The 19152-nt window shown below is 71.6% G+C and carries 15 protein-coding genes; 12 read left to right on the top strand and 3 right to left on the bottom strand.

The genetic code is table 11. The features are described 5' to 3' along the window. The first annotated feature begins 1 nt into the window (after nt 1). Genes gatA through gatB form a run of 3 tightly spaced genes read left to right on the top strand, consistent with a single transcriptional unit; the run spans nt 2 to nt 3270 of the window. Nucleotides 2-1504, top strand: a complete 1503-nt coding sequence (gene gatA, locus ACGFW6_RS18380) for an Asp-tRNA(Asn)/Glu-tRNA(Gln) amidotransferase subunit GatA (protein ID WP_393510351.1) — start codon at nt 2-4, stop codon at nt 1502-1504. Beyond that, nucleotides 1501-1740: a hypothetical protein gene (locus ACGFW6_RS18375; RefSeq protein WP_147993895.1), complete on the top strand. Its 240-nt coding sequence runs from the start codon at nt 1501-1503 to the stop codon at nt 1738-1740. Before gatA ends, ACGFW6_RS18375 begins: the two co-directional genes overlap by 4 nt. A 15-nt stretch (nt 1741-1755) precedes the next feature. Further along, nucleotides 1756-3270: an Asp-tRNA(Asn)/Glu-tRNA(Gln) amidotransferase subunit GatB gene (gene gatB / locus ACGFW6_RS18370; RefSeq protein ID WP_393510348.1), complete on the top strand. Its 1515-nt coding sequence runs from the start codon at nt 1756-1758 to the stop codon at nt 3268-3270. Between the two features lie 59 nt (nt 3271-3329). Here gatB and ACGFW6_RS18365 read toward each other — a convergent pair whose 3' ends face one another. After that, nucleotides 3330-4136 carry an SAM-dependent methyltransferase gene (locus ACGFW6_RS18365; RefSeq protein WP_393510345.1) on the bottom strand — a complete coding sequence of 269 codons (807 nt, stop codon included), beginning with the start codon at nt 4134-4136 and terminating at the stop codon, nt 3330-3332. Nucleotides 4137-4323: 187 nt separating this feature from the next. Here ACGFW6_RS18365 and ACGFW6_RS18360 point away from each other — a divergent pair, with 187 nt between their 5' ends. The 7 genes from ACGFW6_RS18360 (at nt 4324) to ACGFW6_RS18330 (ending at nt 12135) form a co-directional block, all read left to right on the top strand. Then, on the top strand, nt 4324-4707 hold the full coding sequence (locus ACGFW6_RS18360; protein ID WP_393510342.1) for a hypothetical protein: 384 nt from the start codon (nt 4324-4326) through the stop codon (nt 4705-4707). Between the two features lie 212 nt (nt 4708-4919). Continuing rightward, complete coding sequence (locus ACGFW6_RS18355; RefSeq protein ID WP_393510339.1) at nt 4920-7166, top strand: MMPL family transporter; 2247 nt, start codon at nt 4920-4922, stop codon at nt 7164-7166. Then, a complete protein-coding gene (locus ACGFW6_RS18350) occupies nt 7144-7716 on the top strand; it encodes a GNAT family N-acetyltransferase (protein ID WP_393510336.1) in 573 nt (190 codons plus the stop codon). The genes ACGFW6_RS18355 and ACGFW6_RS18350 overlap by 23 nt, the downstream gene beginning before the upstream one ends. A gap of 35 nt (nt 7717-7751) precedes the next feature. Beyond that, nucleotides 7752-8324, top strand: a complete 573-nt coding sequence (locus ACGFW6_RS18345) for a hypothetical protein (protein WP_393510333.1) — start codon at nt 7752-7754, stop codon at nt 8322-8324. 207 nt (nt 8325-8531) lie between these two features. Further along, nucleotides 8532-8723 carry a hypothetical protein gene (locus ACGFW6_RS18340; RefSeq protein WP_393510330.1) on the top strand — a complete coding sequence of 64 codons (192 nt, stop codon included), beginning with the start codon at nt 8532-8534 and terminating at the stop codon, nt 8721-8723. Between the two features lie 83 nt (nt 8724-8806). Then, nucleotides 8807-11887, top strand: a complete 3081-nt coding sequence (locus tag ACGFW6_RS18335; RefSeq protein ID WP_393510327.1) for an AAA family ATPase — start codon at nt 8807-8809, stop codon at nt 11885-11887. A 38-nt stretch (nt 11888-11925) separates the two neighbouring features. Continuing rightward, nucleotides 11926-12135, top strand: coding sequence for a DUF6191 domain-containing protein (locus ACGFW6_RS18330; RefSeq protein WP_393510324.1), 210 nt, complete (start codon nt 11926-11928; stop codon nt 12133-12135). A gap of 18 nt (nt 12136-12153) precedes the next feature. Here the strand turns inward: ACGFW6_RS18330 and ACGFW6_RS18325 are convergent, their stop codons facing one another. Continuing rightward, entirely contained in the window at nt 12154-13314 is a 1161-nt protein-coding gene (locus tag ACGFW6_RS18325; RefSeq protein WP_393510321.1) for a PQQ-dependent sugar dehydrogenase, read from the bottom strand. A 127-nt stretch (nt 13315-13441) separates the two neighbouring features. After that, nucleotides 13442-14440, bottom strand: coding sequence for an aldo/keto reductase (locus ACGFW6_RS18320; protein ID WP_393510318.1), 999 nt, complete (start codon nt 14438-14440; stop codon nt 13442-13444). Between the two features lie 182 nt (nt 14441-14622). Here ACGFW6_RS18320 and ACGFW6_RS18315 point away from each other — a divergent pair, with 182 nt between their 5' ends. Both ACGFW6_RS18315 and ACGFW6_RS18310 read left to right on the top strand, forming a co-directional pair. Further along, nucleotides 14623-15573: a 2-hydroxyacid dehydrogenase gene (locus tag ACGFW6_RS18315; protein ID WP_393510316.1), complete on the top strand. Its 951-nt coding sequence runs from the start codon at nt 14623-14625 to the stop codon at nt 15571-15573. 452 nt (nt 15574-16025) lie between these two features. Next, nucleotides 16026-19079 (top strand): putative bifunctional diguanylate cyclase/phosphodiesterase, encoded by a 3054-nt coding sequence (locus ACGFW6_RS18310; RefSeq protein ID WP_393510313.1) that lies wholly within the window; start codon nt 16026-16028, stop codon nt 19077-19079. Nucleotides 19080-19152: the final 73 nt, after the last annotated feature.

The following is a 19152-nucleotide window of genomic DNA, read 5'->3' as shown; positions in this document are numbered from 1 at the left end:
CATGACGGACAACGTCAACATCATCAAGCTGACCGCGGCCGAGACCGCCGAGAAGATCGCCTCCGGCGAGCTCACGGCCGTCCAGGTCACCGAGGCCCACCTGGCCCGCATCGAGGCCGTCGACGAGAAGGTGCACGCCTTCCTGCACGTCGACCGCGAGGGCGCGCTCGCCCAGGCCCGTGCCGTCGACGACAAGCGCGCCAAGGGCGAGAAGCTCGGCCCGCTGGCCGGCGTCCCGCTCGCGCTGAAGGACATCTTCACCACCGAGGGCATTCCGACGACCGTCGGTTCGAAGATCCTCGAAGGCTGGATCCCGCCGTACGACGCGACGCTCACCAAGCGCCTCAAGGCCGCCGACGTCGTCATCCTCGGCAAGACCAACATGGACGAGTTCGCCATGGGGTCCTCCACCGAGAACAGCGCCTACGGCCCGACCGGCAACCCGTGGGACCTCACCAAGATCCCCGGCGGTTCGGGCGGTGGCTCCTCCGCCGCGCTCGCCTCCTTCCAGGCCCCCCTCGCCATCGGCACCGACACCGGCGGTTCCATTCGCCAGCCGGCCGCCGTCACCGGCACGGTGGGCGTGAAGCCGACGTACGGCGCGGTCTCCCGCTTCGGCATGGTCGCCTTCTCCTCCTCCCTCGACCAGGGCGGCCCCTGCGCCCGTACGGTCCTGGACGCGGCCCTGCTGCACGAGGTCATCGCCGGGCACGACCCGCTCGACTCCACCTCCATCGACGCCCCGGTCCCGCCGGTCGTCGAGGCCGCCCGCAACGGCAGCGTCGCGGGCATGCGCGTCGGCGTGGTCAAGCAGTTCCGCGGCGAGGGCTACCAGGCCGGCGTCATCCAGCGCTTCGACGAGTCCGTCGAGGTGCTGAAGGAACTGGGCGCCGAGATCGTCGAGCTGGACTGCCCGTCCTTCGACCTCGCCCTGTCGGCGTACTACCTGATTGCGCCGTCCGAGTGCTCCTCCAACCTCGCCCGCTTCGACGGCCTGCGCTACGGCCTGCGGACCGGCGACGACGGCACGCACTCCGCGGAGGAGGTCACCTCCCTCACCCGTGAGGCGGGCTTCGGCCCCGAGGTCAAGCGCCGCATCATGCTGGGCACGTACGCGCTCTCCAGCGGGTACTACGACGCGTACTACGGCAGCGCCCAGAAGGTCCGCACGCTCATCACGCGCGACTTCGAGAAGGCCTTCGAGCAGGTCGACGTGATCGTCTCCCCGACGACCCCGACCACCGCCTTCGCGATCGGCGAGCGCGCCGACGACCCGATGGCGATGTACCTCGCGGACCTGTGCACCATCCCCACCAACCTCGCGGGCAACGCGGCCATGTCGCTGCCGTGCGGTCTCGCCCCGGAGGACAACCTCCCCGTCGGTCTCCAGATCATCGCCCCGGCGTTGAAGGACGACCGTCTTTACAAGGTCGGGGCGGCCGTCGAGGCGGCCTTCGTGGAAAAGTGGGGGCACCCGCTCCTGGAGGAGGCACCGTCGCTGTGAGCAAGCTGTCGAAGGCCAAGGACTTCAAGAAGTCCAAGTCCGGTCTGTACCTGTCCATGGCCACCACCGCGTTCGGTGCGGTCAGCGTCGCCAAGCAGGCCAAGAAGGCCCGCGTGGAGAGCGACACGCTGCGCCTGATCGACGCCGCCGTGTCCGCCGCCGCCATCGCCACCGGCCTCGCCATCCTCTACCGCGAGCTGAAGCGGCTGGGCGACGACGACGTCCTGCTGGGCTGAGAGGGAAGTTTCACCGTGACCACCACGACCGACCTGGTGTCGTACGAGGACGCTCTCGCGTCGTACGACCCCGTCATGGGCCTCGAGGTCCATGTCGAACTCGGCACCAAGACCAAGATGTTCTGCGGCTGTTCGACCGAGCTCGGTCAGGACGCCAACACGCAGACCTGCCCCACCTGCCTCGGCCTGCCCGGCGCGCTCCCGGTCGTCAACGCGACCGGCGTCGAGTCGGCGATCAAGATCGGTCTCGCGCTGAACTGCGAGATCGCCGAGTGGTGCCGCTTCGCCCGGAAGAACTACTTCTATCCGGACATGCCGAAGAACTTCCAGACCTCCCAGTACGACGAGCCGATCGCCTTCAACGGCTACCTCGACGTGCAGCTGGAGGACGGCGAGACCTTCCGCGTGGAGATCGAGCGCGCCCACATGGAGGAGGACACCGGCAAGTCGACGCACGTCGGCGGCGCGACGGGCCGTATCCACGGCGCCTCGCACTCGCTGCTCGACTACAACCGCGCCGGCATCCCGCTCATCGAGATCGTCACCAAGCCGATCGAGGGCGCGGGCGAGCGTGCCCCCGAGGTGGCGAAGGCGTACGTCCGTGAGCTGCGCGAGCTCATCCGGGCGCTCGGCGTCTCCGAGGCCCGTATGGAGATGGGCCAGATGCGCTGCGACGTGAACCTGTCGCTGCGCCCGAACGGCACCGAGAAGTTCGGTACCCGCTCGGAGACGAAGAACGTCAACTCGCTGCGGTCCGTGGAGCGCGCGGCCCGCTTCGAGATCCAGCGGCACGCGGCGGTGCTGTCGTCCGGCGGCACGATCATCCAGGAGACCCGCCACTTCCACGAGGACACCGGGTCGACGACCTCGGGCCGCGTGAAGGAGGAGGCCGAGGACTACCGGTACTTCCCCGAGCCGGACCTCGTTCCGGTGGCCCCCTCTCGCGAGTGGGTCGAGGAGATCCGGGCGGCCCTGCCCGAGCTGCCGCTGGCCCGTCGTACCCGGCTCCTCGCGGAGTGGGGCATCACGGCCCTCGACATGCAGGCGATCCTCAACGCCGGTGCCCTGGACCCGATCGTCGCCACGATCGACGCCGGTGCCGACGCCGCCTCCGCCCGCAAGTGGTGGATGGGTGAACTGGCGCGCAGCGCCAACGAGTCGGGCAAGTCGCTGGACGAGCTGTCGATCACCCCGGTCGAGGTGGCCCGTGTCTCGGAGCTGGTCTCCAAGGGCGACCTGAACGACAAGCTGGCCCGACAGGTCATCGAGGGCGTCCTCGCGGGCGAGGGCACCCCGGACGACGTCGTCGACAAGCGCGGTCTGAAGGTCGTCTCCGACGAGGGCGCGCTGGGTGCCGCCGTCGACGAGGCCATCGCCGGCAACCCGGGCATCGCCGACAAGATCCGCTCCGGCAAGGTCGCCGCGGCCGGTGCCCTGGTCGGCGCGGTCATGAAGGCCACGCGCGGCCAGGCCGACGCGGCCCGCGTCAAGGAGCTGATCCTCGAGAAGCTCGGCGTCAGCGAGGGCTGAGCCGGTAGCCGTACACCCCGAGGGGGACGCATCGACCGTGATGCGTCCCCCTCGGCGCGTCAGCGCGGGCGGCGGCCCACCAGCCGTACGAAGCCCAGCGCGCGGCCCTCGTCCTGCCGCAGCATCTCGGCGACCCGGCGGGCCATCGTGCGATGGAACTCCTCCGGGCTCTCCTCGGCGACCACCTCGCACCACAGCAGCCAGTCCCGCCAGCCGTCGTCCAGCCAGTCGGCCGTCTCCACCTCGACGGCCCCGCTGCGGGTCCAGTGACGGCGCCACCAGCCGGCGGAGTGGAAGCACCAGTAGTCGGGCTCCCACCACGGCGCGAGGTGCTCCGGCGGCTCCACGCCCTCCGGCTCCTCGCGCAGCGCCGGCACGACGACGCCGATCCGGCCGCCCGGCTTCAGCAGCCGGGTGAGCGTGGGCAGGTAGAGGTCGTCCGTGCCGAAGTACTGGTACGCGTCGACGCTCACGATCGTGTCGAAGCCGCCGTCGGCGAACGGCAGGTCGTGCGCCTCGACGCGCACCGGCAGCACCCGGTCGGCGAAACCGGCCTCCGCCACGCGCCGGGCGTTGTCGTCGGGTGCGATCCACAGGTCGGCGGCGGTGACCTGGGCGTCGTACTCCCTGGCCAGGAAGACGGAGGTCATCGCCCGGCCGCAGCCCAGGTCCAGGACGCGGGCGCACGGGCGCAGGGCGTCCAGCCCGAGGGCGGGGGCCAGCCACTCCAGCAGCCAGAGGGCGTTGGGGCCCATCTGGTTCTCGACGACCCAGCGGGGGTCGTAGCCGTTACTGAGCGGGCGGCCGGGGTGGGTCAGCCGCTTGGCGAGATCCTCGTCCGAGGTCCTCGGGGTGATGTCCGGCATCGGTGTACGGGCTCCTTGAGTCCGGGGAGGCGGAAAAGGATACGGAGGAGCTCGGTCCGACGCTCAAACCATGCACCTGCCCAGGTCGGCGGCGGTGTGCCGCGGGGTGGTCGACCTTCGGACGCCGGCAGCGGGACGCGGGGCCCCGCATCGGGTTTCCCGGAGCGACGCGCTACGCTCGCCCGCCATGAGTGGACGCGGTGATTCCGAGATATCCGGGACGGGGGAGGAGCAGCACACCGAGAGTGCCCAGGACGTCGAGAACGTGGGGGACGTCGAGGGCGTCGACGGCCTTGAGGATCTCGAGGACCCCGACGATCCGGAGTACGTGGCGCGGCGGGCCCGCTGGACGGCTGCCGGGGCCGGTGCGCTGCTCGCCCTCGCCGGGCTGGCCGCCGCGCTGCTGCGGGTCACCGGCTCGGCCCCGGCCCTGGTCCCGGCCGCCTATGCCTTCGGTGCCGGCTTCTGCGCTCTCGCCGCGTTCCTCGGCTCGCGGGGGCGCACCCGGCGGGCGCTGTGGCTGCTCGTGGCCGGAGTGATGGTGATGGCGCTCGGAGACCAGTTCGACTGATGTGGCAGGCGCCACTCGGCAACGACAGAGTGACCGTTACTGTCCTGTGATCTGCCTCCCACTCCTGTGAATAAGCCCACGAACGGGGCAAACGATCTCCCCTGCCTGCGAGAGTTTGCTTCACATCGCTCATGCGTTCTTTGCGGGCTGTTCACTTTCTGAACGACTGATCCCGGTCAAAGATCCATAAATCGTCCCCCGGGAGCACGTTCGTGGCAGCTCTAGCACGCTGGTGTGTCCAACGCCGCCTCGTCGCCGTACTGCTCTGGCTCCTCGCCTTCGGCGGGGTCACCGCGGCCGCCGCCGTGACGGGCACCGCGTACTCGAACGACTACGAGGTCCCGGGCACCGAGTCCGGTCGTGCCACCCAGCTCCTGCAGGACGGCTTCCCGGGTCTGGGCGGTGACAGCGACACCGTCGTGTGGCACACCGCGTCCGGCACCGTCCGCGCCGCCGACGTCGAACAGACCATGACGCGCACCCTGGACGACATCGCCGAACTGCCCGGCGTCGCGGCCGTCGGCAGCCCCTACGACAAGCCGGGCTCCGCCCAGATCAGCGAGGACGGCCACACGGCGTACGCCGTCGTCACCTTCGACGACAGCGCCGAGAACATCGACCAGGGCGAGGCGCAGGCGGTCGTGAACGCGGCCAAGGACGCCGAGGCCGACGGGCTCCAGGTGGAACTGGGCGGCAGCGCCGTCGGGCTCACCGAGTCGAGCGGCGGACACATCGCCGAGATCGTCGGCGTGGCCGTCGCCGCGGTCGTGCTGTTCCTCGCCTTCGGGTCGCTCGCCGCCTCGCTGCTGCCCATCGCCACCGCGCTGGTCAGTGTCGGCACCGCGTACGCCGGCATCGCCCTGCTCGGACACGCCATGACGGTGGCCGACTTCGCGCCGATGCTCGGGATGCTCATCGGCCTCGGCGTCGGCATCGACTACGCCCTGTTCATCGTCACCAGACACCGGCGCGGGCTCAAACGCGGGCTGCCCGTCGCCGAGTCGATCACGAACGCCGTGGCGACCACCGGACGAGCGGTGGTGTTCGCGGGAGCGACGGTGTGCATCGCCCTCCTCGGGATGCTGATCCTTCAGCTCAGCTTCCTCAACGGCGTCGCGATCGCCGCCTCGCTGACCGTGGTCCTCACGGTCGCCGCCTCCGTGACCCTGCTGCCCGCCCTGCTGTCGTTCATCGGCATGCGCGCCCTCAGCCGCCGCGAACGGCGCCGGCTGGCCGAGCACGGCCCCGAACCCGAGGTGCCCACCGGGTTCGCCGCCCGCTGGTCCGCGTTCGTGGAGCGCCACCCCAAGGCGCTCGGCGCCATCGCCCTCGCCGTGATCACGGTCCTCGCGCTGCCCACCCTCGGCCTGCGCCTGGGCACCTCGGACCAGGGCAACGGCCCGGAGACCTCCACCACCCGGCAGGCCTACGACCTCCTCGCCGACGGGTTCGGGCCCGGCGTGAACGGCCCGCTCACCCTGGTCACCCAGGTCGACGGCGGCGACGACAAGCTCGCCCTGGACAACCTCGACACCGCGCTGCGCAACACCGAGGGTGTCGCGTCGGTGACCCCGGTGACCTACAACGCCGGCGGCGACACCGCGTACCTCACCGTCGTACCGGAGTCCTCCCCGCAGTCGCAGCAGACCAGCGACCTGGTGGACCGGCTGCGCGGCGACGTCCTGCCCCGCGCCGAGACCGGCACCTCGCTCGATGTGCACGTCGGCGGCATGACGGCCGGCTACGACGACTTCGCCGACGTGATCGTCGGCAAGCTGCCGCTGTTCGTCGGCGTCGTCATCGGCCTGGGCTGTCTGCTGCTCCTGCTCGCCTTCCGGTCCGTCGGCATCCCGCTGAAGGCCGCCGCGATGAACGTGGCCGCCGTCGCCGCCGCCTTCGGAGTCGTCGTCGCGATCTTCCAGTGGGGCTGGGGCAGCGAACTGCTGGGACTGGGCCGGGCCGGGCCGATCGAACCCTTCCTCCCCGTGATCATGGTGTCGGTGCTGTTCGGCCTCTCCATGGACTACCAGGTCTTCCTGGTCAGCCGGATGTACGAGGAGTGGCTGGAGACCGGCGACAACCGGCGCGCCGTGCGGGTCGGGCTCGCCGAGACCAGCCGGGTGATCAACTCCGCCGCGGTCATCATGATCTCGGTCTTCCTCGCCTTCGTCCTCAGCGGCGACCGCGTGATCGCGATGTTCGGCATAGCGCTGGCCGCAGCCGTCGCCCTGGACGCCTTCGTCCTGCGCACCCTCCTCGTCCCCGCCCTCATGCACATGCTCGGCGGCGCCAACTGGTGGCTGCCGCGCTGGCTCGACCGGCGCATGCCCCGCATCAGCATCGAGCCGCCCGAGTCCCGCGCCGCCCATGAGAGGCTGGCCGCCGCGACGGACGCCGAGGTGGCGGACGTGCTGGCCGAGGAGGAGCGACAGCGGGATGTACGCGATATCGCTGGGTGACGGGGCCGAACTGCGCCCCCTGGAGCCCTGGCACGCCGAGGAGTTCCTGGCCCACCTGGAGCGTGGACGGGAGTTCATCAACCAGTACATCCCCTTCGGGTCGCAGGCCACCGACGTGGACTCCGCGCGCGAGGCCCTGCAGCGCTACGCCGACATGCGCGCCGCCGACACCGGCTCCCTGCACGGCCTGTGGCTGGACGGGAAACTGGTCGGCGGGGTGCTGTTCCTGAACTTCGACGCCGCCAACGCCAACTGCGAGGTCGGCTGCTGGCTGGAACCCGCCGGCACCGGGCGCGGGCTCGTGACCCGCGCGATGCACGTGCTCATCGACTTCGCGATCGAGCGGCGCGGCATCCACCGCGTCGAGTGGATCGCCGCCGCCGGCAACACGCCGAGCCTGAACGTGGCACGACGGCTCGGCCTGACCCGTGAGGGCGTGCGGAGGGAGAGCTACCCCTATCGTGGGGTGCGGCACGACCTCGAGGTGTGGTCGATCCTGGCCCCCGAGTGGCGTGAGGCACGCGCGCGTGCCGCTCACAAGGAACATTAAGAAAGCTCTCAGACAGCGTCCGTACGGTGCGAGGCATGGGAACGAAGACAGTGGACGAGACCGGAGCCGAGACGGGCACCGAGGCGAAGAACGACGAGGAGAAGGTGGACGTCACCAAGACGGCCGACACCACCGACTCCACCGCTGCCGACCGGGCGGCGGAGACCGAGGAGACCGACGAGGAGGTGGCCGCCGAGGCGACGGAAGCAGCGCCCACCGGCGTCGGCCAGGGTGCCGCAGCGGTCGTCTCCGCGGCGCTCGGCGTCGTGTCCCTTACCGGTGGCTGGATCGGGACGGTCGCCGCCGCGCGCGAGACCCTCATCGGCCAGCTCGGGACCGCGTCCAACGCGAGCGTCGCCCAGCAGATCAAGGAGGTCTACGGCGACGCCTGGCAGACCTCCGCGCTGTGGGCCGGCGTGTTCGCGCTGGCCGCGCTGATCGTCGGCGTCGTGGTGCTGGCCCGTCCCGCGTTCGGGACGCCCGGCAAGCCGCAGGCCGTGTGGATCAAGTCGGTCGCCTGGGGCGGTGTCGCGCTCGGCGTCATCGGTCTCCTGCTCGCCGTCCTCAAGTACACCGACGCGCTGCTCGGCCTGCCCTCGGCAGGCTGAGTCGCCGCAGGTCCCGAGGGGTCTCAGAGCCGCCGTAAGCACCTTAGACGGCGCCCTGAGGCCCCTTACGCCTGTCTAAGGCCCCGCCCCGGGGCGAAGATGCGGAACTCTCCCGATGTGGCGGACCCCCCTGGGAGAGGAAGGTTGAGGCATCGCGGAAAGCGACGCCGGAAACCACCTCTCACCAGGGAAATCGAGGAACCGACCATGTACGGGTACGAACTCCACCACATCCGATCCGCCGAACTGATCCGCAGGGCCGAGCACGAGCGCCTGGTCCGCGAGGTCGTCCGAGGCCGCCGCGCGGCCCGCCGCGCGCAACGTGCCGGCCAGGGCACCGAGGAGACGGAGTCACATACGTCCCGCCTCCGCCGGCACCGGCACCCACGCGCCGCGTGACGGCCGGTGCAGGGTGGCCGGCGCCGGCTCGTCCGGTGCCGGCCCCGGTGAAAACCGCTGCCGTACTGTCAGCGCCACGTGCCATGCTCGCCCCCGTGGAGAGCAGGTCCGTAAGTCCCGTGTTCGTCGGCCGTACGGCCGAGTTGCAGACGCTGAACGACGCGCTCGCCCGTGCCGCCGCGGGCGAGCCGCAGGCATGGGTGATCGGCGGTGAGGCCGGCGTCGGCAAGACCCGTCTCGTCGAGGAGTTCGCCACCGCCGCCGCCCGCGAGGGCGCCGTCGTCGTGCTCGGCGGCTGCGTGGAGATCGGCGCCGACGGCCTGCCGTTCGCCCCGTTCTCCACCGCCCTGCGCGCCCTGCGCCGCGAACTGCCCGACGAAGTGGCCGCCGCGGCCGCCGGCCAGGAGGAGGAACTGGCCCGGCTGCTTCCCGAGTTGGGCGAGAACGCCCCCTCCCGCGGACCCGACCGCTCCGACGAGGAGGGCATGGCCCGCCTCTTCGAACTCACCGCCCGCCTCCTGGAACGCGTCGCCGCCGGCCGCACGGTCGTCGTGGCCCTGGAGGACCTGCACTGGGCCGACGCCTCCACCCGCCACCTCCTCGCCTATCTCTTCCGCACCCTGCGCACCGGGCGCCTGATCGTCCTCGCCACCTACCGCTCCGACGACATCCACCGCCGCCACCCGCTGCGCCCGCTCCTCGCCGAACTCGACCGGCTGCGCACGGTCCACCGCCTGGAACTCGGCCGCTTCAACCGCGCCGAGGTGGGCCGTCAGATCGCCGGCATCCTGGCCTGCGAACCCGACCCGGCCCAGGTCGACGAGATCTTCGAACGCTCCGACGGCAACGCCTTCTTCGTCGAGGAACTCGCCGTCGCCGCCCACGAGGGCAGCTGCACCGGCCTCACCGACTCGCTGCGCGACCTGCTCCTGGTCCGCGTCGAGAGACTGCCCGAGAGCGCCCAGCGGGTCGCCCGGATCGTCGCCGAGGGCGGCTCCACCGTCGAGTACCGGCTGCTGGCCGCCGTCGCCCAGCTCGCCGAGGACGACCTCATCGAGGCACTGCGGGCCGCCGTCGGCGCCAACATCCTCATCGCCGCGCCCGGCGACGACGGCTACCGCTTCCGGCACTCCCTGGTCCGCGAGGCCGTCGGCGACGACCTGCTGCCCGGCGAGCGCTCCCGCCTCAACCGCCGCTACGCCGAGGCCCTGGAGGCCGACCCGACACTCGTCCCGGCCGGCGAGCGCGTCATGCGACTGGCCAGCTACTGGTACCACTCCCACGACCCGGCGAAGGCCCTGCCCGCCGTCCTGGACGCCTCCGTCACCGCCCGCCGCCGGCACGCCCACTCCGAGCAACTGCGGCTGCTGGAACGCGCGATGGAGCTGTGGGACTCCGCCCCGGAGGACATCCGCGCCACCCTGCGCCCCGTCGACTACACCGAGGTCTACCCTCCCCCACTGTCCGAAAGGCGTGGGGGGACCCCCAGCGGCCGCGACCCCGCCACCACACCCCTGCGCTATCTCGACCTGATGGCCGAGGCCGCCGTCGCCGGCCGGCGCTGCGGGGAACGCGAACGCGCCCTGAAGATCACCAAGCGGGCCCTGCACCTGCTGGAGGAGGACGGCGAACCCTTGCGCGCCGCCTGGTTCTGGGTCCAGCGCTCCCGTCTGATGCAGGCCATGGCCCGCGGCGACGGCTGGAAGGAACTGGGCATCGCCCAGGAACTGGTGCGCGGCCTGCCGCCGTCCGAGGTGCACGCCGAGGTGCTGGCCACCGCCGCCAACTGGTCGATGCTGCGCGCCCCCGGCCCCGACGCCATGTCGGCCGCCGAGCGGGCCGTGGAGTACGCCCGCATGGTGGGCGCCGAGGACATCGAACTCAACGCGCGCCTCACCCTCGGCGGACTCATGGTCGACGCCGGCGACATCGACGCCGGACTCGCCCAGATGTACGAGGTCAAGCAGGAGGTACTGACCCGCGGCCTCACCACGGTGGTGGGCCGCAGCCATGTGAACCTGCCCTCCTCGCTCGAAGGCATCGGCCGCTCGCAGGACGCCGTCGGCATCCTGCGTGAGGGACTGCGCCTCACCCAGGAGTGGGGCCTGCGCGACTCCGAGGCGTGGATGTGGACGAACCTCGCCGAGTCGCTGGTCTCCCTCGGCCACTGGGACGAGGCCGCCGACGCCGCGGTCAACGCCCAGCGCACGGGCCAGTCCGCCAAGCCGCGCGGCGGAGCCTCCAATCAGCTCGCCCATGTCGCCCTCGCCCGCGGTGAGTTCGACGAGGCCGCCCGTCACCTCGCCGCCGCCCGCGCCTCCTACGGCACCCATGACCCGATGCCGCAGAACAACCTGCCGATGTCCTTCCTCGCCCTCGGCACAGCCGCCGCCGAGGGCCGCCTTCTCGACGCCCGCGCGGAGGCCGACCGGGCCCTGGACGCCGGCTTCCCGCCCGGCACCCACCGCTATGCCTGGCCGCTGCTGCTGGCCGCCGCCGTCGCCGAGTCCGACGCCCGCGCCCAGGCCCTGCCCACCGCCGAGGAGGGCCGCGCCGCCTTCCTGCAACGGCTCTTCGAGGCCGTCCGCAAGCTGACCACGGGTGCGCCCCTGTGGCTGGCGTACGAGAAGTGGACCCGGGCCGAACTCGACCGGGCCGACGGCCGGACCGCCCCTGGCGCCTGGTCGGACGTGGTCACGGCCTTCGAGGCCCTGGAGCGGCCCTACGACCTGGCCCGGGTACGCCACCGTCTGGCCGAGGCCCTGCTCGCCGTCGGCGGCGACGACGAACGCGCCCGCGCCACCGAACTGCTCCGCCTCACCCGGGCCGCCGCGGCCCACCTGCGCGCCCGCCCGCTGGCCGACGCCGCGGCCCGGCTCGCCCAGCGGGCCCGTCTCAGCCTCACGGCGGCCCCGCCCACGGCCGACCCCGCCGACTCCCTCGGCCTCACCACCCGCGAACGGGACGTCCTGCGTCTGGTCTCCGTCGGCCGCACCAACCGCCAGATAGCCGAGGAGCTCTTCATCTCCCCGAAGACCGCCAGCGTCCATGTGTCGAACATCCTCGGCAAGCTCGGTGTCTCGGGTCGGGGCGAGGCCGCCGCCGTGGCGCATCGCCTGGGCCTCTTCCCGGCCGAGACGCTCACCTCCGGGACGAGCGGCTGAGGCATACGCTGTAAGGGACGTCGGCTCTGGGAGGGTCCGTGTTCAACGCGTTCGAGGAACTCTTCGCGCCCGGCCGCAAGCACACCCGCGACGAACAGAACCGCCTGGAACTGACCCGCGAGGACGTCGGCGACGCCGACCCCGGACGCGGGCCGATAGATCTGGCGTCCGGAAAGGTCGTCGTACGGCCGCCCGATCCGCCCCACGAGGAGGGCGACGGGGAGGACAGGGGCGACGGCGGGGACTAGCCGGCCGTCCGATCCCGCTCAGGTCACCTGGAGCTGCAGGATCCGGTCGTCGCCGTCCTTGGGGTCACCCCGTCCGTCCGTGTTGCTGGTCATCAGCCACAGCTTGTCGCCGCCCGCCGCGACGACCGTCCGCAGCCGGCCGTACTCACCTTCCAGGAAGGCCTGCGGGTCCGCGGAGGCTTCCGTGCCGTCCAGGGGGATGCGCCACAGGCGCTGGCCCTTCAGACCGGCCATCCAGACGGAGCCCTCGGCGTAGGCGATGCCGCTGGGAGAGGCGTCGTCGGTGCCCCACTGGGCCAACGGGTTGCGATAGGCGCTGTCGTCCGACTTGCCCTCGGCCTCGGGCCAGCCGTAGTTGTCGCCCGACTTGATCGCGTTCAGCTCGTCCCAGGTGTCCTGGCCGAACTCGGAGGCGAACAGTCGCTGCTTGGAGTCCCAGGCCAGGCCCTGCACATTGCGATGGCCGTAGGAGTACACGGGGGAGTCGGGGAAGGGGTTGCCCGGCGCCGGCTCGCCCTCCGGTGTCAGACGAAGGATCTTGCCGCCCAGGGACTCCTTCTTCTGGGACAGGCCCGTGTCGCCGCTCTCGCCGGTACCCGCGTACAGCATCCTGTCCGGGCCGAAGGCGATCCGGCCGCCGTTGTGGATGTAGCCCTTGGGGATGCCCTTGAAGATCGTGTCGGGTGCGCCGAGCTGGTCGCCGGCCGCCCGCTGCTCGTCGTAGAGGACGCGGACGATGCGGTTGTCCGAGGCCGAGGTGAAGTACGCGTAGATCATGTGGTCGGAGGCGAAGTCCGGGGAGAGCGCCAGACCCATCAGGCCGCCCTCGCCCGCCGGTGACACCCCGGGCACCTCGCCCAGCTCGGTCTTCTTGCCGCTCTCCCCGTCGACGCGGGTGATCGTGGCGTCGTCACGGGAGGAGACCAGCAGGTCGCCGTCCGGGAGCGGCGCCAGGCCCCAGGGGCTGTTCAGGCCCTCGGCGACGGTGCGCAGCACCTTCACCGTGCCCTGTGCGGGTGGGGTCTCGGCCGCCTGCCCGGTGGGTGAGGCCGTGGTCCTGCTCGGTGCCTTGTCTCCGCCCTTGCCCGGCGTGTCCCCGTCGCCGGAGGAGCAGCCGGCCGTCAGCAGGAGTGCGGCCGCGGCCAATACGGCCGACACAGCTCGACGTTGCACGATCACGGTCCCTTCGATGCGGCGGGTTCTACTGTTCTTACACCGCTCGCGCCTCAGAGGTTCCCGATCCATGAACCTTGAATCAGCATCGCCCCGGGCCGTTCCACCCGGGGCCGTGGAAACCCTCGTGGCCTCAGTCCCAGGATCCCTGTGCTCCCGGCAGCTCCGCCACCTCGGCCAGGTCCTGCGGGGACAGCCGCAGCGCCTCGGCGCCCGCGTTCTGCGTCACCCAGCGTTCCTGCTTGGTGCCGGGTATCGCGACGACGTGCCGGCCCTGGGCGAGCACCCACGCCAGCGCCACCTGCGCCGGCGTGACCTGCTCCCCGTGCCGGGCCGCGACCCGGCGCAGACCGGCCACGATCGACTGGTTCGACGCCATCATCTCGGCGGTGAACCGGGGGTGCCGGGCCCGTACGTCGTCCGGTTCGAAGCCCTGGCCGGGGGTGAGCGTGCCGGTGAGGAAGCCGTTGCCCAGCGGCATCGCCGCCAGGAAGCCGATGCCGCGGGACGCGCACCACGGCAGCAGCGCCTCCAGCGCCTCGGGCGACCACACCGACAGCTCGGCCTCCACCGCGCTGACCGGAAAGACCTGCTGCACCCGCTGCAGCTGCCGGATCGTCGCGTCGTGCAGGCGCGAGCCGAGGCGGCGGCCGCCCCGCGCGCCCACCGCGCACAACCCCAACGCCCTTACCTTGCCGGCCCGGACGAGCTCCGCCATCGCGCCCCAGGTCTCCTCGACGGGGACCTCGGGGTCGGCGCGATGCAGTTGGTAGAGGTCGATCACGTCCGTCTGGAGGCGGCGCAGGGAGGCGTCGCAGGCGCGCTTCACATAGCCGGGGCGGCCGTTGGCCACGATGTGCTGTTCGCCGACCAGGAGACCGACCTTGGTCGACACGAACGCGTCCTGCCGGCGCTCCTTCAACACCCGCCCCACCAGCAGCTCGTTGGTGAACGGGCCGTACATGTCGGCGGTGTCCAGCAGCGTCGAGCCCAGATCGAGCGCCCGGTGCACCGCTCTGACCGACTCCTCGCCCCGTTGCCGCGACGAGCTGTAGGCCCAGCTCATCGGCATGCACCCGAGCCCGACGGCTCCCACCGCGAGTGCCGCCGCGCCGATCGTCCTGCGCTCCACCTGGCCGTGACCCTCCCTCTTCCGGCACCCCAACCTAACCTCTGCGCTCCGGTTCGCCCGACCTAGGGCCCGACCGACGGGTGCAGCCGGGGCCGTGGGCACCCCGTCCCGCTCACCAGCGACGATCGGGTGCCGATACCTTTCCTCGGCCTGACCCGCCGGAAGGCTCTAGCCTCCTGACCATGACTGCTGACGTGTGGCTCCCCATCCCGCCGGAAGACATCGAAGGTCTGCCCGAGGGCCCCGCCTACCGCTTCTGGAACGGCGCCGAGGAATTCCCCGCGGACCCGGCCCGGTGCGCCTTCTACGTCGTCCCGTACATGAAGCCGCCCGGGCTCGGACAGCGTCCCCTGCCGCAGATGACGCACCTGGAGGTCGTGCAGACGCTCTCCGCCGGCACCGACCACGTCGAGCCGGGCCTCAAGCACCTGCGTCCCGGCGTACGCCTGTGCAACGCGCGCGGGGTGCACGAGGCGAGCACCGCCGAGCTCACGCTCACCCTGATCCTCGCCTCGCTGCGCGGCGTCCCGGACTTCGTGCGGGCGCAGGACCGAGGGGAGTGGCTCGGCGGCTTCCGCCCCGCGCTGGCGGACAAGAACGTCCTCATCGTGGGATACGGCTCGATCGGTGCCGCCATCGAGGACCGGCTCACTCCGTTCGAGGTCGCGCGGGTGGCGCGCGTCGCGCGCTCGCAGCGCACCACGGCGCGCGGCGAAGTGCATCCGCTCACCGAACTGCCCGCTCTGCTTCCGGAAGCCGACGTCGTCATTCTGTCCACGCCCTTGACGGAAACCACGCGTCACCTGGTCGACGCCGGCTTCCTCGCCCGCATGAAGGACGGCGCGCTGCTCGTCAACGTCGCCCGCGGCGGGGTCGTGGACAGCAAGGCGCTGCTGGCCGAACTGGAGACCGGGCGCATCACCGCGGCCCTGGACGTCACCGACCCCGAACCACTGCCCCGCGAGCACCCCTTGTGGCGCGCGCCGGGCCTGCTGATCAGCCCTCATGTCGGCGGTCCGACATCCGCGTTCCTGCCGCGCGCCAAGCGGCTGCTGGTGGACCAGTTGAGCCGCTACGTGAACCGGGAGCCGTTGCGCAACGTGATCCTTACGACGGGCGCGACGCAGGCGTGACGCTCACGGGTTGAGTATCGCGCGGGTGCCGCGCGTGTCGCGCGCAACAGGCCCATAATCCGGTTCGAGTACCGTCCGCAACCTCACGGAAGCGGTCCGTACTCGCATATGCGCTGGTCGTTACGGAGCGTAGAGGTGCTATGTCCCTGAGTGACGAGACTGGTGTATCGTCCCGACAGGGGCAGCGCCGGGCACCTTTGGGCGCCGGGGATGGACATTTCAGATTTGTGAGGGGGGCGACGGGCGATGCACGGCCTATGGACGAGCGATCCGACGCGACGGGGTCGGCGGCGGCGACCCTGGCGAGCGGCCGCGCGCAGACGCGGCCACCACGGCACCCACGGCTGCCGTCACAACCATCACCAGCGCAGGCACAGCAGCCGCAGGCGGCAGGCGCATCCAGCGGGGCGGGACCCTCGGGACCCGCGAGCGGCACGGACCGGGAGGGACCGGTGAGCTCGCCACCGCCCCCCACGACGACGCTCGACGGAGCGCTGCGGGCACAGCGGCCGTCGGCTGTGACGCTGCCTCGTCCCTCGTCGAGCGGCAACGGCTCGGGACTGTTTCCGCAACTGACTCTGGCCCTGGTGTGCGCGGGATACGCCGTCGGTTCCGCGCTCGGCTGGGGATCGCAGCAACTGGCGCTGATCATGGGCGACTTCGGGCTGGCGGCCGCGGCGGCAGCGGCCGCGGTGTCCTGCTTCCGCTACGCCCGAAGCCGCCGTATCCGCTTTCGACCGGCATGGATGCTGTTCGCCCTCTCCTCGGCCATGGCGGCCCTCGGCAACCTGGTCTGGGGGTGGTACGAGGTAGTCCTGGAGCGTCCCGTGCCCAGCCCCTCGTACGCCGACGGGTTCTTCCTGTGCTTCGCGCCGCCCGCCATCGTGGGACTCCTGGTGCTCGCCAAGCGCCCGGTGACCAAGGCGGGTTGGGTCTGCCTGGGGCTGGACGCCTGGCTGATCGGCGGCTCGCTGCTGACGCTGGCGTGGAGCCTGGCCCTGGCCCAGGCCGCCAAGATCGACGCCGGCAGCGGGACGAGCGTGGCGCACACCGCGCTCTCGCTGGCCTACCCGCTGCTCGACATCGCCCTGGTCAGCATGGTGCTCGCGCTGCACTTCCGGCGCTCCTCGGCCAACCGCACCGCGGTCAACACCGCGATCGGCGCGCTCGCCCTGACCGTGATGTGCGACGCCCTGTTCACCTCGCCGCTGCTGCACAACAGCTACCGCTCCGGCCAGCTGCTCGACGCGGGCTGGTTCGCCGGTTCACTGCTCCTCGCGTACGCCCCCTGGGCCGCGCCCCGGGGCAGTCAGGAGGACGTCGACCGGCACGGTTCGGCGGGGCACACACGCGTGGTGCACGAGCACCTGCCCGGACAGCGGGGCGTGAGCCATCACCACACCCCCGCGCCGGGAGGTGATCACACCCGGTACCCGGTCACCCGGCCGATCGCGGGCTCGCTGGCCGCGCTCACGCCGTACCTCGCCGCCGCGGTGTGCACCCTGGGGATCCTCTACAACGTCCTCAACGGCCGCAGCGTCGACCGCGTGGTGCTCTTCACCGGCGGCACCGTCGTCCTGGCCCTCGTGGTGCGCCAGGGCATCATGCTGCTCGACAACATCACCCTCACCCAGGAACTGGCGCAGAAGGAGAACCACTTCCGCTCCCTGGTGCAGGGCTCCAGCGACGTCATCATGATCGCCGCGCCCAACGGCATCCTCCGGTACGTCTCCCCGGCCGCCGCCGGGGTCTACGGCCGCTCCGCCGAGGACCTGGTGGGTTCGGAACTGGCCAGTCTCATCCACCCGGAGGACCTGGGCTGCGTGGTGCACGAGGTGCGCCGCTTCCTCGCCGCCAGCCCACTTGAGGAACCCACTACGCGCATCGAGTGCCGGTTCCGGTCCGGCGATGGGGGCACCTCCCGTTCGAGCGAAGCCGAGAGCGGGGGAGGCTGGCTCAACGTCGAGTCGACCGTCAACCGGCACCACGGCGGCCTCATCTTCAACAGCCGGGACGTGACCGAAAGAGTGCGCCTCCAGGCGCAGCTCCAGCACAACGCCGAGCACGACCCGCTCACCGACCTGCCCAACCGCGCCCTGTTCACCAGGCGCGTCCAGCACGCCCTGTCCGGCCGCCGGGCCTCCGACCGGGGTGTTGCCCTGCGCAACACGGCCGTCCTGTTCATCGACCTCGACGGCTTCAAGGGCGTCAACGACACCATCGGGCACCAGGCCGGCGACGAACTGCTGGTCCAGGCCGCCCGCAGACTCCAGGAGGCGGTCCGGCAGGGCGACACCGCGTCCCGGCTGGGCGGCGACGAGTTCGCGGCCCTGATCGTCGGGGACACCACCCGCGACCGCACGGCCCGTGAACGGCACATCCTGGAGCTCGCCGACCGTCTCAGGGTGACCCTGTCACAGCCGTACCTCATCGACGGCAACGATGTCCGGGTCAACGCCTCCATCGGCGTCGCCTTCGCCGAACCCGGCCTCGGCGCGGGGGAGTTGCTGCGCAACGCCGACCTGGCCATGTACCGCGCGAAGGCGGGCGGCAAGGGCCGGGTCGAGCTCTACAAGCCGCAGATGCAGCAGGACGTCGTCCGCAAGGCGGAGCTGGCCACGCGCCTGCGTGCCGCGCTGCACGACGGCGAGTTCGCGCTGCTGCACCAGCCGGTGGTGTGCCTGGAGGACGGCCGGATCACCTCGGTCGCCGCCCAGGCGCGCTGGCGGTCCTCGCAAGGGGTGCTGTTCACGCCCGCCGAGTTCCTGCGGGTGGCCGAGGACAGCGACAAGACCGCCGAGCTGGGCCGCTGGATGCTGGAGGAGGCCGTGGAGCAGGCCGCCGAGCGCACCGCGACCGGCCTCGCCGTGCCCGTCGGGGTCCGGATGAGCGCGCGCAGGCTGCTGGACCGGTCGATGCCGCTCGGCTCGATCGAGGCACTGCTGACCCGGCACGGGCTGCCGTCGGGGTCGCTGGTCATCGAGCTGTCCGACCTCGACCCCCGGATCTCGCTGGACGATCTGGAGCGCCGCCTGAGCGGCCTGCGCAGACTCGGCGTCCGGGTCGCCCTCGACGGCTTCGGCAGCGGTTACGCGGCGATCACCGCGCTGCGCAGGCTCCCCGTCGACATGCTCAGGCTCGACCGCGGGCTGGTGGAGGGAGTCGTCGAGTCCGCTCGGCTGCACAAGATCACCAGTGGGCTGCTGCGGATCGCCGGCGACCTCGGGCTCCAGTCCGTGGCCGACGGCGTGGACCTGCCCGAGCAGGTCGTGGCCCTGCGGGCGATGGGGTGCACGCACGGGCAGGGCATGGCGTTCTCCGGGCCACTGGACGAGTACCGGCTGCGGCGGGCGCTCAGTTCCGGCCACTATCCGGTACCGCACGGGCCGGCGGAGCCGGTGTTCGCAGGAGGAGGTGCGGGGGTGTACACCAGTGGTGTGCCCGCTGTTCTCGGCGGCGGCAGTGCCCTACGCTCACATAATGAGACTCCCGTCCCACCCACTTGACACCGGGTGCGCGCCGGGGAGAGGGTCAGTGCCATGCGCACCCGAATTCTCGTACTTGGAAAGCGCGTCGGCT

It is taken from the genome of Streptomyces sp. Y7, from assembly GCF_043195415.1.
GTDB lineage: Bacteria > Actinomycetota > Actinomycetes > Streptomycetales > Streptomycetaceae > Streptomyces.
Note: the sequence above shows the minus strand (reverse complement) of the source record. Positions and strands in the feature narration are given on the sequence as shown.